The sequence below is a fragment of the Actinoplanes nipponensis genome, from assembly GCF_016862275.1.
GTDB classification, from domain to species: domain Bacteria; phylum Actinomycetota; class Actinomycetes; order Mycobacteriales; family Micromonosporaceae; genus Actinoplanes; species Actinoplanes nipponensis.
In genome coordinates this window covers 82,874-94,633 of record NZ_BOMQ01000027.1, presented here as the reverse complement: position 1 = coordinate 94,633, position 11,760 = coordinate 82,874, and the positions used below count along the sequence as shown (strand labels likewise).

The following is an 11,760-nucleotide window of genomic DNA, read 5'->3' as shown; positions in this document are numbered from 1 at the left end:
GAGGCCGCCGGACTGAGCCCGGCCCGGCCCTCAGAACCGGGGCCGGGCCGCGTTCGCGCGACGGCCGGCGCGGGCCGGCCGGACCGGCTAGCGCCGCACCGCCCTCGGCGACAGCGCCAGGCCGAGGCCGATCATGCCCAGGCCGAGGATCAGGTGCAGCCAGTCGTCCGCGGGGTTGACCGGGACGAAGTTGGCCGAGCTGTCCTGGCCCACGATCAGGCCGTACAGCCAGAGCACCAGGTAGACGGCGCCGCCGCCGATCAGGTACAGCCGGGCCCCGGACGCCGTCCGGGCCATGGCGAAACCGGCCAGCCCGAACAGCACGTGGACGATGTTGTGCAGGATCGACACCTGGAAGGCGCCGAGCAGCTTCGCCTCCGAGTGGTGGCCGGCGAAGCTCAGGGCGTCGTAGTTCGAGGTGATGCCGGGAATGAAGCCGAGCACGCCGACGAGCACGAACACGGCGGCGACGACGAGCGCGGCGGTCTGCACGCGGGTGCGCGCCGAGCCGACAGCCGGGGTCGATCTGGTGGCCATGGGTCTCTCCTTTCTACCTTCGGGGCAGCCGGATGCCCTTGCAACCGGGGTACAAACCCCCGCTGCATGCGACGAACCGGAAAGTCCTTCTCACGGTCGGCGTCGTTGCCGCCGGAGCCGTGACCGCACAACGCATCGCGACGACCCCCGCGCCCGGCCGGGCGCCGGCACGTCATCACCGTGAACCGGCCGTTCGACGAGGTCGCCGCGGGGCCGCTGCCCGGCCCGCTGGCCGCGCTCGGCGAGGCCGTCGACGTCGAGCGCCGTCCCGCCCCCGGGCGACCGCGGCACCGAGATCTCCGCGCGCTCGGGCGCCGTGTCCGCCGAGGACATCCGGCGGGCCCTGCGCGAGTCCCGCGCGCTGCTCGAGGTGGGCTACGTGCCGACGCCCGGCGGCCCGACCACCGAGCCCACCCTGCTGAACAAGGCGCTGCGGGCGGCGACCGCCCGCGGCCGTCGAGGAGGTCTGCTGTGAAGGCGGTGCAATGGCAAGGGGTCGACAAGCTCGCGGTCAACGACGTGCCCGACCCCGAGCTGCGCGACCCCGGCGACGTCATCGTCAAAGTCACCCGCACCGTCACCTGCGGGTCGGACCTGCACCTGCTGGGCGGCTACATCCAACCAACCCGGCGATCACCGAGACGTTGTGGGGGCCAGGCGCCCGGCGGCTGCTTCGGCTACTCGCACGCGATGGGTGGCAACCTGGGCAGCCACGCCGAGTACATCCGGGTGCCGTTCGCCGACGTCGGCGCGTTCCGGGTGCCGGACGAGGTCGGCGACGAGCGGGCGGTGTTCGCCGCCGACGCCGCCGCCACCGGCTGGATCGGCGCCGACCTGGGCGGGGTGGGACCGGGCGACGTCGTGGCCGTGGGGGGCGCCGGCGCCGTCGGTCAGCTGGCCGCCCGGGCCGCCGGGCTGCTGGCGGATGGCCCGGGGCGAGCTGGTGACCGAGCACCTGGCCACCCACGCCATGCCGCTGGCCGACGCCGCCGAGGGTTACCGCCAACTGCGTGCGGTCGGTCTTCCTGCCGCACTGACCGGTCAGGACACCGTCAGGGCAGCTGCCAGCGCTGCCGCTCCGCCCCGGAGCAGTCCTCGATCCGGACCCCGGTTCCCGACCGGGTGCCGGAGCCCGGATCGGTCAGGCAGTCCCCGGTGGCGAGCTGCAGCAGCGTGCCGTTCCCGCCGGCCCGCCACTGGGCGGCCGGCCGGCCGTCGCAGCCGGTGATGCGGACGGTGCCGTCGTCGGCCGCCACGGCGCACTTGCCCATGACCCGCAGGGTGCCGTCGGCGGCCACCGTCCACCTCTGGGCGGCGGTGTCGTTGCAGGTGAAGACCTGGATGTGATTGTCGTCGACGGCCACCGCGCCGTTGAGGTCGAGGCACAGGCCGCCGACGCCCAGGATCCGGCCGACCCGGTCGGCCGCGGGCGGGACCAGCTGCCGGGGCGCCGGGGTGGTGGTGGCCGTCGGCGCCGGGACCGCGGCCGCGCTGGTGCGGGTGGCCGTCGGCCCCGCCGCGGAGGGAGCGGTGGGGCTGCTCGCCGCCCGGGTCCGGTCCGCCGCCCTCGTCCGGGCCGCGGTGGTCGCGGGCGACGCCGGGGTGGTGGCCGGGGCCGGCGCGGAGACGACCACGCGAGGCAGCGGGGCCTCGACCGGCAGGGCGGCGCCCGGGCGGCGCTCCGGCAGCAGCGACGCCACCAGGGCGACGGCGCCGGCCAGGACGGCGACCAGGGCCACGGCGGCCAGCAGCAGCGGGCGGCGGCGCGGCCGGCGCTCTCCCGGAGCGCGCCGGGGACCGGGGACGGCGACGGGAGCGGCCGGCGGCGGCGGCGCCACGGGCTCCGCCGCCGCCTCCGGCCAGGTCTGCGCTGAGGCGTCCGGCGCCGGTTCGCCCGATTCCTCCCGCAGGTACGGGCGGACCAGCAGCGGATCGCCGTCGTCGTCCCGGTCGGTCATCGCGTCCCATCGCCTGTGCCCGGATCCGCCTGTGCCCGGATCCGCCTCTGCTCGGATCCGCCTGTGCCCGGATCGACCTGCACCGTACCGCGATCCGGGCGTCTCGGCCTGCCCGGCGGCCGCCCGCTCAGCGCTTCCAGAACGCCTTGCGCTGCGGCGCCGGGGCGAACGCGGCCAGGGTCTCGCGGGCCAGGGCCCACTTCTCCGGCAGGCTGCCGTCGGCTCGGAGCCGGTCGACCAGGTGGCGCAGCGCCTTGAGCTCCGCGTCGTCGCGCCCCTCCAGCAGGGCGCCGAGCCGGCTGGCCAGGTCGGCCAGCAGGTCGCGGCGCTCGCGGGCCGGCCAGCCCTCGGCCGCGCGCAGCCGCTCGGCCTCCACAGCCACGATCGCGGTCAGGTCGGCCACGGTCAGTGGCGAGCTGCCCGGCGCGGCGAGCTTGCCGGCCGCCCCGGCCAGGCCGGCCGGCACCTGGGCGAACGGGCGGGGCCCGGAGCGCATCGCCGAGGCCCGCACCGGCGCGAAGCCACCGGACCGGGGCGCGGCGGCCGGCGGCGCCACCGGCGCGGCCATCGCGGCCAGCGTGATGCCCGGCGCGGCCGGGGCGTCGAACATGTCCCAGCCCGAGGGCGACTCCACCGGCTGAGTGACCCGGCGGACCTGGCCGTTCTCGGTCACCACCCGGCTGTCCACCGCCACGTACGCGGTGAACCGGCAGAGCACCCCGTAGCGCAGCGAGGTCGCCACAATGGTCTGCTCCAGCTCGTGCCGCCCGGTCAGGTACCGGTCCTCCAGCTCCCGCAGGCGGGCCCGCGCCCACTGCTGCGTGATCGCCCGCTCGGCGCTGTCGCGGACCGGGATCTCCCGGACGAACTCCTCCTCGTCGGGCGTCCGGCCGCGGACGGTCAGCGTGCCGCGCGCGACGCCGGTGTAGCGGCCGAGGGCCACCAGCGGCACACCCGGGAACACGGTGCGCGGGGTGTCCGTCGCCACGGAGAACTCCGCCGCGGTGATCGTCACGTCGGTGAGCACCGGGGCGGCGATCCGCCGGTGGATCTGCGCCATGGCCTCGTCCAGGCGGTCCTCGCTCTCCACCAGCTCGCACCGGCCCGCCCCGAGCGCGGCCAGCCGGCCGAGGAAGCCGGCGTTGACCGCCCGGTCGATGCCCACGGTGTGCACCCGGGTGGCGCCGATCAGCGGGGTGAGCTCGGCCAGGATCTGGTCCTCGTTGCCCACCTGGCCGTCGGTGACCAGCACCAGCACCCGCTCGCGGGCGCCGGAGTCGGCGAGCAGGCTCAGCCCCTCGCGCAGCGGCGTGAGCAGCTCGGTGCCGCCCCGCGCGTCGGCGCGGGACAGGTGCTCGACGGCGCGGAAACGGTTGCGGTCGGTCGCCTCGGACAGGCCGGTCCCCAGCTCGTCCGGGCGGTCGACCTGGTGGTCGAAGGTGAGCACGGCGAAGCGGTCCGCGCCGGTGAGGGTGTCCACCACCCGGGCGGCGGCGCGCCGGGCGGCGACCATCTTCCAGCCGCCCATGCTGCCCGAGCGGTCCAGCAGCAGCACCACGTCCTTGGCCCGGCCCGCGGCGGTGACGTCCGGCGGCACCAGGACCACCTGGTAGGTTCCCTCGCCGGCGTCCGCGTCCGGGTCGGCGACGCACACCGCGCCGGAGCCGTCGCCCGCGTACGGCAGCCGCAGGATGAAGTCGCGGTCGGCGCGCTCGCCCGGCGCGATCTGCACCCGGCCGCCCTCGCCCGTGACGGTGTGCAGGCTGGAGCGGACCTCGCCCAGCGCCAGCCCGGCCGGGTCGATGTCGACGCCGATGCTGAGCCGCAGCGGGTTGGGGAAGCCGGGCAGCAGCACCGGGGGAGTGATCCGGGAGGCGTCGGGCACCGCGTCGGTGTCCTGGGCCTGGCCGGAGCCGACCGCGGGGCCGGGCAGCGGCGCGCCGGGGACGTAGCGGGGCGCCACCACCAGCGGGAACCGGAACGTCGCGGCGCCGTCCTCCCAGGGCAGCGGTCCGACCAGCGACAGCGCGATGGTGACCCGCTCGCCGGGCCGGATGTTGCCGACCCGCATGGTGAACACGTCGGGGCGTTCCTCCTCGGCGATGGAGGCCCGCTGACCGGCCTGGATGGCCTGGTCGTAGTGCTCCCGCGCCCGGGCCCGCTCCTGCAGCTCGGCCTCGACCGTGCGGCCGTCGGCGGTCATGGTCATGCCGGTCACGGCGGCGCGGTCCGGCAGCGGGAAGATGTACGTCGCCTCGAGCGGGGTGTCGTGCGCGTTGACGTACTCGGTGGTCACGGTGGTGCGGGCGACCAGGCCGCTGATCGCCGCCTGCACGTCGAGGCGGTCCAGCGGCAGGTTGCCGCGGTCGGTGTGCAGCGCGCCGAGGCCGGCGTCGGGCAGGATGCGGACGCGGCCGAGCTCCGAGCGATCCATCGGCGTGACGGAAATGGTCATGACGGGCTCCCATCGTCGAGGGTGTCGCCGGCCAGCAGGCCACGGGCGGCGAGCAGGTCCAGCAGAGGTCGGGCGGCGGTGGCGATGGCGGCGTAGTCGGCGGCGTCCGGGCGTACCGGGAGCACCAGGATCGCGCCCCCGCCCAGCGCGACGCCACCCACCGGGTGGGCCGCGGCCGGCGGCGCGGCCGCGGTCGGGGAGGGTGTCGCGGCCGCTGCGGCGACCGGGGGCGCCGCCGCCGGGGTCGCCCAGAAGCGGGCCCGCACCGGTCCGTCCGCGGCCGGCTCGCCGGCGCCGGTCAGCAGGTCCTCGGGCACGCGGGCCACGGCGGCGAGCTCGGCGTCGCCGGCGCCGGCCAGCTCGGCCTGGATCGCGGCCAGGGTGTGCCCCTGCGCCTGGCGCCGCTTGAGGGCCACGAGCTGCAGCAGGTGCCGCGGCCCGTAGAGGGCGGTGCGCCCGCGCATCCCGGCGGGCCGGTCCACCAGCCCGGTCGTGGTGTACCACCGGATGGCCCGGCGGTCGGGCACGTCGCGCACCCGGCCGTTGGGGGCGCCCGGGTACTCGTCGGCCAGCGCCCGGCGCACCCGGTCCACCAGCTCGTCCATCGTCCACACGCCCCCACAATGACACTGTCACGGTGACAGTGTCAACGTTGGGGGCGGTGATTTTCCTTGATCCGGCGCCGGGGGTGCCGATGCGGGACGTATGCCCGAAGAAGTGACCATGGACCCGGCCGCCCGCGACGACGTGTTCGCCGCCATGCTGCGGCAGCATCCGGACGCGTTCATCGGCACGGTCTCGGCGATGGGCCTGTTCGTGCCCCTGCCCGAGGGCCTCGACACCGGCGGCCTGCGCCCGATCGTGGGCGCCCAGTCGGCCCTGGCCCTGGTGGTCGCCGAGGACCAGAAGATCGCGATCGAGACCTGGCAGCGCACGCTGGCCCAGGGGCTGGCCAACTGCCTGATCCACCCGCTCGCCGCGCCGGCCGAGCTGGTCCGGCTGCACCTGCTCGACATGACCCACCGGTACGGCGTCTACGTCGTCTTCCTCACCGGCCTGGCCACCCACCCCGACGGCCGGTCGCTGGAGGCCGAGCTGATCAAGCCCCGGCTGGTGACCGTGCGCAAGGACCAGGTCGCCGTCATCACCGCCGCCGACGAGGAGATCGCCCTGGTGCTGGGCTGGACGGCCGCCGAGCTGACCGGCACCCGCTCGCTGGACCTGGTGCACCCCGACGACCACCAGCGGGCCATCGCCAGCTGGATGGACATGCTGGCGACCGCGCCGGGCGAGGCCCGCCGGGTGCGCCTGCGGCACCTGCACCGCGACGGGACGCCGATCTGGTTCGAGGTCACCAACCACAACTGGCTGACCGACCCGGCGGACCCGCGGGTGGTGGCCGAGATGCTCGACATCTCCGACGAGATGGCCGCGCAGGACGCGCTGCGGGCCGGTGAGCAGCTGCTGCGCCGGCTCACCGAGACCATCCCGATGGGCATCGTGCAGATCGACGCGGCCCGGCGCATCGTCTACCAGAACGAGCGCGCCGCCCGGGCCATCGGCGCCGGCCTCGGCGACGTCCTGGGCGGGGAGTTCCTCGGCCCGATCGTGCCCGGCGACCGGCCCGCCGTCGAGGACGCCGTCGCCCGGGTCCTCAGCACCGGCGGCGACGCCGACGTCGAGTACGGCCACCGCGACCACCGGGGCCTGCGCCGGGTCCGGGCCGGCCTGCGCTCGCTCACCGCCGCCTCGGGCGAGGTCACCGGCGCGATCATCGGCCTGACCGACGTCACCGAGGACGTCCGGCTGCGTGACGAGCTCCGGCAGCGGGCCACCTTCGACGCCCTCACCGGGTGCCGCAACCGGGCCGCCACCCTGGCCGCCCTCGGCGAGGCGCTGGCCGGGCCCGGCCGGACCCGCGGCACCGCGGTCGTCTTCATCGACCTCAACGACTTCAAGCAGGTCAACGACCGGTACGGGCACGCGGCCGGGGACCGGCTGCTGATCCACGTGGCGGGCCGGCTGCGCGCCGCGGTGCGCGACGGCGACGTGGTCGGGCGCTTCGGCGGCGACGAGTTCGTGGTCATCTGCGCCGACGTCGCCGACGCCGAGGAGGCCCGCCGGATCGGCGAGACGCTGCTGGCCGCGCTGGGCGAGAGCTGCCTGGAGCTGGCCGGCGCGCGCCTGCTGCCCCAGGCCAGCATCGGCGTGGCCTGGGGCGAGGCCGGCACCGGCGCGCCGGACGCGCTCATCGCCCGCGCCGACACCGCGATGTACGCCGCCAAGAAGGCCCGTACCGGCCGGCTGGCCCTCGCCCTGGCCCAGTGACCGCCGGGGCGGAGCTCAGGAGCAGCGGCACCGGCCGAGGTCGGTGACCGGGACCTCGCAGGACGGACACAGGCCGGGCGCGGACTGCCGCGGCGCGGGCAGGGGCCGTCCCGGCCCGAAGTGCCGGGCCGCGTTCGCCGCCTTGATCCGCCGCAGCGCCCCGGCCACCTCGTCCGGGCCGACCTGCCGCCAGCCGGCCTCGCGCAGCGACCGCAGGATGACCGCGGCGCCGCAGCCGCCGTCGCTCAACGCGGCCACCGCCTGCTGGAATTGCGGCCAGCAGCCGTGCGGAGTTCTCGCGGCCGGCCGCCGCGCATTCTCCGATCCGGGCGGCGCGACGAATTCCCGCCGTTCCGCGCATTCGATGTCGGCCAGGGCCATCCGCACATCCTCGCGGGTGACCAGCGCCCATCCGCCGCCGCGGCAGCGGAATTGCTGACAGAGCCCGCCGACGGAGATCCGGGGCAGCTCCTCGCGCATTTCCTCGACCGCCCCGACGATCGCCGCCCGCGCCGGCTTGTCGTCCCCGGTGGGGCGCTGGCCAGGCGTTCGGCGGCCGGTGGGGGACCCGGACGACCGTCGCGGGCCGGCCCCGGACGCCGCGTCGGGCCGGCCGCCGAAACCGTCGGGCAATCGCCGGGCGGCATTGTGCGGAGGCCGTTGCCGGGGCGGTGGCCGCCAATGCCCGCCCCTGTTCTCCGGCGCAGCGCTCATCGGTGCCATGGCAACCCCCGTCGTCGGCGTTGCCATGATCGTAAGTTTGGGATCGGCGCGCGCCGCGGTAACCGAACAGGTCGCGTCGCCTGACCGAATGGCCGTCCTCAGCTGCAGATGACGAATTCGGCCCGGGGGTCGTGCGGCAGCGCCGGCCAGCCCGCGATGACGAACGCGGCGCGCTCCCAGGTCCGTTCCGCCGCCAGGAACGGGTCCTCCTCGGCCTTCCAGGCGGCGTAGTCGGCCGGCGTGGTCTCGCCCGCCGCGACCCGCTCGGCGTCGCGCCGGTCGACGTCCTCCCGCGGCGACTCCACCCACACCACCGCGTCCAGCAGCGGCGCGAGCTCGCGGCGGCCCGCGCCGACGCCCTCGACGATGACCAGCGTGCTCTCCGCGGGCACCTCGATCGCGCCGGGCCGGCCGGCCGCGTCCCACTGCGGCGGCCGGTACGCGACCGGCTGTCCCGCCCGGACCGGCGCCAGCACCCCCTCGGTGAGCAGCGCGGTCCAGTCCAGCACGGCGTGCCGCCAGGCGATGTCGTCGGTGTGCACCACGGTGGCGCCCGTCCACAGGTCCGCCAGCCGGCGCGCGAACGTGGACTTGCCGCCGGAGCCGGGCCCGTCCACCGCGAGGACGGGTGGCCGGCCGGCGGGCTCGCCCACCGCCCGCCGTACCCGCGTGCACACCTCGTCCGCCGTCGCGACCCGCCACCGTCTCATGTCCCTTGATTGCCCAGCGCACTCGCGTTGACACCGGCTGTGGTGACGGGATAGCAAGAACGCGCGGGGCGCGATGGGGCAGGATGACCGGACGGGGTGCACATGCGACGACGGCACATGCTGGGTGCGGCGGGCGCCGGATTGGCGGGGGCATTGATCGGCGGCGAGGCGCGCGCCGGCCGGCGGCGCGGACCCGGGCTCGCTCTCGGGCTGGTCAGCCTCTCGCACGTCAACGACCCGGCGACCACCACCGTCTACCCCGGCGACCCCGCGTTCGAGCTGGAGACCGTCGCCACCCTCGAGCGCGACGGCTTCTACCTGCAGTTCGTCCGCGAGGGCGAGCACACCGGCACGCACTGGGGCGCGCCCGGGCACTTCACCGCGGGGGCCGCGCTCGCCGACGACCTCGACGTGGCGGACCTCTTCCTCCCCGCCGTCAAGATCGACGTACGGCGCCGGTGCGCCCGCGACGCCGACTTCGCGCTGTCCGTCCGCGACCTCAGGGACTGGGAGCGACGGCACGGGCGCATCCCCGAGGAGTCCATGGTGATCCTCTGGACCGGCTGGGAGTCGCGCTGGGGGACCGAGGCGTTCCTCAACCAGGACGCCGACGGCGTCCTGCACCAGCCGGGCTTCAGCCCGGAGGCCGTGCGGTGGCTGGTCGACACCGGACGGCTGGGGCACCGGGGCGGCACCGGCACCGACACCTTCGGCCCGGACCTCGGCACCGACGCCTCGTACGCCGTCTCCCGGCTGGTCTACCAGCGGCACCGGATCAGCCTGGAGATCCTGGCCAACCTGGGCGCGCTGCCCGCCACCGGCGCGTACGTCCTGTGTGGCGGGCAGATCAACAAGGCCGGCTCGGGCTCCACCGCGCTGATCTACGGGGTGCTGCCCCCGCCGGGCTGAAGCACGCCGTTGACGGTCAGCGCGTAGGGCGCGTACTGGGTGATCCGGCCGCCCGGGTCGACCTGGCCGACGATCGCGACCACCTTCGGGTAGTCGCGCAGCGCGGCGTACTGGGCGGCGCCGACCTGCCGGGCCCGCCGCCCGGCCTCGTCCAGCCCGACCAGCCGCACGTGCCAGCCGGGCACGCGCACCGGCACGATCTGGGTGGGCGAGCGCCAGCCGGTCAACGCGCTGCCGTCGCTGAGCTCGGTGGCGCCCACGGCGACGTCGTCGATCAGCCAGCCGCCCTCGTTGACCGTGGCGTCGCTGACGTAGCGGAAGCCGAGCAGGATCCGCCGGCCGGCGTACGCCTTCAGGTCGTAGGTCTGTGCCTCGAAGCCGTCGGAGTGCCCGTTGAGCGCCGGGCCGTACGGCGCCGCGACCGTGTGGTTCCCGGGGACCGCGACGTAGGTCTTCCCGCCGTCGGTGGACACGGTCACGTACCCGTAGTCGTATCCGGCCTCGACGGTGTACCGCGCCCGGAACCGCAGGACGGGGTCGGCCGCGGGCACGGTCACCGGCACCACGGCGGCCGCGTCCAGGTCGCCGGTGTCGCCGGAGAACAGGGCGCCGTCACGCACCGTCCACTGCAGCGGCCGGGGCGGCAGCGTCCGCGCGCCCTTGAACGTCACCGCCGTCAGCTGCGAGCCGCGCAGGAACCGGCCGGACGCGTCGCGCAGCCGCACGTAGTCGGCGCCGTTGGGCGCGGCGCCCGGGTAGTCGAAGGAGGCCGGGTTGGCCAGGTTGACCGTCGACCGCACGCTCGCCGAGACGACCTTGCGCCTCGGCACGCCCGCCATCGTCCCGCCCGGGGTGTCACCGACGATCTTGTCGACCAGGTTCATCGTCAGGAAGTCGTGGGTCACCGCGGTCAGCTTCACGTCCGGGCCCAGCGCCGCGGCCACCCCGGCCAGCCCGCGGTGCTCGCCGTCGCGGTGCAGCCGTTCCAGCACGGCCGGCCCGAAGCGGTCGCGCAGGTACAGCATGAACTGGTACGCCATCCCGTAGTCGGCGAGCACCTCGGCCGGCGCGCCCTCGTTCCACAGGTTCAGCGAGTTCTGCGCGCCGCCGCAGTCGCGGGGGTTGGTGTTGTAGCGGGTGCGGACCAGCCCGAAGCCCTGGAAGCAGGCCAGGTGGCTGTCGGCGCCCGGGTGGTAGACGGTGGCGGTGCCGTCGACGTAGCCGACCAGGGTCTGGGCATAGTCGGACAGACCCTCGTTGACCCAGACCTCCTCGCCGGGGTCGGTGTACGACTGCAGCAGGTGCTGCCACTCGTGGGCGAACGTGCCCTCGTACATCCGGGGCCGGGCCGGACGGCTGGTGCACAGGTCGGCGGTCGGTTCGTCGGGGGGCGCCGCGCCGGTGCGGTGCCGCCAGTCGTACGCGTCGATCGTCATGACGTTGCGGTCGACGAGCTCGTTGATCTGCGCGGAGAAGAACCCGGCGATGTAGGTCGGGGTCTTCGGGAACTCGGCGAAGTTGTCGTCGCGCACGTTGTCGACCAGCGTGACGGTCCGGCCGCCGGCGCCGGTGTAGTCGGCGCCGGTCAGCATCGCCGCCGTGCCGTCCCGCTCGCGGGGCACGCTGAACGCCGTCGTCTCGCGCGGGTAGATCGTCTCGTCGAACTCCCGCACCAGGGCGCCGAGCTGCGCGTCGGTCACCTCCACGGAGGATGCGGCGCGGCAGTCACCGGCCGGGAAGGCCAGGTCGTCCGCGACCCAGACCTCGATGTGCGCGCCCACCGCCCGCAGCGTGAACTTCTTGCGGTAGAGGGTGCCCTTGATGTCGTCCAGGGCCGGCCACGACCGGACCGTGCCGGCCGGCGGGGTGTCCGCGGCGGCGGCCCGGGCCCGGCGCTCGGCGGCGCGGCGCAGCGGCAGCCCGGAGACGTCGAGGCGTTTGCGGGTGAGCTCACGGGCGTCGGGCGCCACCGGGGCGGCGGGCGCCGCGGGCCGGCGCGGGGCGGCCGAGGCCGATCCGGCGATCGGCAGCAGCGGCAGGATGAGCAGGGCGACCGCGGCGAAACGGAGGCGGGCCATGGAACTCCCTTCGGCGCCGCGCCGGTGAGGCGCGCACAGAAGGGGACGTTACCCGGCTTAAC

11 protein-coding genes are annotated in these 11,760 nt (G+C 75.7%); 3 read left to right on the top strand and 8 right to left on the bottom strand.

What is annotated here, in order from left to right:
- Window positions 1–87: 87 nt before the first annotated feature.
- Window positions 88–537, bottom strand: coding sequence for a DUF4383 domain-containing protein (locus Ani05nite_RS12180; protein ID WP_203767961.1), 450 nt, complete (start codon window positions 535–537; stop codon window positions 88–90).
- 316 nt (window positions 538–853) lie between these two features.
- On the opposite strand from Ani05nite_RS12180, the gene Ani05nite_RS12175 reads away from it, so the two are divergent.
- Window positions 854–1,012: a hypothetical protein gene (locus Ani05nite_RS12175; protein WP_203767959.1), complete on the top strand. Its 159-nt coding sequence runs from the start codon at window positions 854–856 to the stop codon at window positions 1,010–1,012.
- 158 nt (window positions 1,013–1,170) lie between these two features.
- Here Ani05nite_RS12175 and Ani05nite_RS42120 read toward each other — a convergent pair whose 3' ends face one another.
- The 4 genes from Ani05nite_RS42120 to Ani05nite_RS12155 form a co-directional block, all read right to left on the bottom strand.
- A complete protein-coding gene (locus Ani05nite_RS42120) occupies window positions 1,171–1,500 on the bottom strand; it encodes a hypothetical protein (RefSeq protein ID WP_203767957.1) in 330 nt (109 codons plus the stop codon).
- A gap of 89 nt (window positions 1,501–1,589) precedes the next feature.
- A complete protein-coding gene (locus Ani05nite_RS12165) occupies window positions 1,590–2,495 on the bottom strand; it encodes a ricin-type beta-trefoil lectin domain protein (protein ID WP_203767956.1) in 906 nt (301 codons plus the stop codon).
- 127 nt (window positions 2,496–2,622) lie between these two features.
- Window positions 2,623–4,950: a VIT domain-containing protein gene (locus Ani05nite_RS12160; RefSeq protein ID WP_203767955.1), complete on the bottom strand. Its 2,328-nt coding sequence runs from the start codon at window positions 4,948–4,950 to the stop codon at window positions 2,623–2,625.
- On the bottom strand, window positions 4,947–5,555 hold the full coding sequence (locus tag Ani05nite_RS12155) for a MerR family transcriptional regulator (protein WP_239129734.1): 609 nt from the start codon (window positions 5,553–5,555) through the stop codon (window positions 4,947–4,949). The genes Ani05nite_RS12160 and Ani05nite_RS12155 overlap by 4 nt, the downstream gene beginning before the upstream one ends.
- Before the next feature lie 118 nt (window positions 5,556–5,673).
- Here Ani05nite_RS12155 and Ani05nite_RS12150 point away from each other — a divergent pair, with 118 nt between their 5' ends.
- On the top strand, window positions 5,674–7,278 hold the full coding sequence (locus Ani05nite_RS12150; protein WP_203767953.1) for a sensor domain-containing diguanylate cyclase: 1,605 nt from the start codon (window positions 5,674–5,676) through the stop codon (window positions 7,276–7,278).
- A gap of 15 nt (window positions 7,279–7,293) precedes the next feature.
- Here Ani05nite_RS12150 and Ani05nite_RS12145 read toward each other — a convergent pair whose 3' ends face one another.
- Together Ani05nite_RS12145 and Ani05nite_RS12140 are read right to left on the bottom strand one after the other, a co-directional pair.
- Window positions 7,294–7,758, bottom strand: coding sequence for a hypothetical protein (locus tag Ani05nite_RS12145; RefSeq protein WP_203767952.1), 465 nt, complete (start codon window positions 7,756–7,758; stop codon window positions 7,294–7,296).
- Window positions 7,759–8,099: 341 nt separating this feature from the next.
- Window positions 8,100–8,711 carry a uridine kinase family protein gene (locus tag Ani05nite_RS12140; protein ID WP_203767950.1) on the bottom strand — a complete coding sequence of 204 codons (612 nt, stop codon included), beginning with the start codon at window positions 8,709–8,711 and terminating at the stop codon, window positions 8,100–8,102.
- A 102-nt stretch (window positions 8,712–8,813) separates the two neighbouring features.
- Between Ani05nite_RS12140 and Ani05nite_RS12135 the strand changes: the two genes are divergently transcribed.
- The gene (locus Ani05nite_RS12135) at window positions 8,814–9,620 is read left to right on the top strand and encodes a cyclase family protein (protein WP_239129730.1); all 807 of its coding nucleotides are present in this window, start codon (window positions 8,814–8,816) and stop codon (window positions 9,618–9,620) included.
- On the opposite strand, the gene Ani05nite_RS12130 is transcribed toward Ani05nite_RS12135, so the two are convergent.
- On the bottom strand, window positions 9,593–11,698 hold the full coding sequence (locus Ani05nite_RS12130; RefSeq protein WP_203767948.1) for a M6 family metallopeptidase: 2,106 nt from the start codon (window positions 11,696–11,698) through the stop codon (window positions 9,593–9,595). The genes Ani05nite_RS12135 and Ani05nite_RS12130 overlap by 28 nt on opposite strands.
- Between the last annotated feature and the right edge of the window lie 62 nt (window positions 11,699–11,760).